The sequence below is a fragment of the Pseudomonas sp. YuFO8 genome, assembly GCF_035065025.1.
GTDB classification, from domain to species: Bacteria; Pseudomonadota; Gammaproteobacteria; order Pseudomonadales; family Pseudomonadaceae; genus Aquipseudomonas; species Aquipseudomonas putida_AE.
In genome coordinates, this window is record NZ_JAXDEQ010000216.1 from 1 (window position 1) to 379 (window position 379).

Here is a 379-nt window from a genome sequence, read left to right on the forward strand (position 1 = left end):
TGTTTCGTAGGGGCTGGATTGGTTTTCCCCCGAATAGTCGCCGTGGGAGTGGTCGGTGATGTGAATCTTGCTGCCCATCAAGACATTGCGGCCAATCGTTATTTTGTTGCAGCACGCTATATGCAAATGGTCGCTGGCGGAAAAGTTCTCACCAATGTCGACCTGCGGCTGATACATGAACTTGAGATATTGAGAGACCGCGTGCAGCCAGAGCCCTTCACCTACTCTGAAATTATTACCCAGCGTGATGTGTTCCAGGCCAAAGACCTTGGGCGCACGACCCAGATAGGCACGTTTCCCGGGTGCGGGGAGCGCTCTGAGGTGAATAAAGGCTCGCCATACAAACAGAAATTGCCCGATCACCATGGGGACGATGAAG

General features: G+C 53.0%; 1 pseudogene. It reads right to left on the bottom strand.

From position 1 onward, the window contains the following. Positions 1-379: pseudogene (locus tag SOP95_RS32065) on the bottom strand (acyltransferase); the annotation flags it as partial.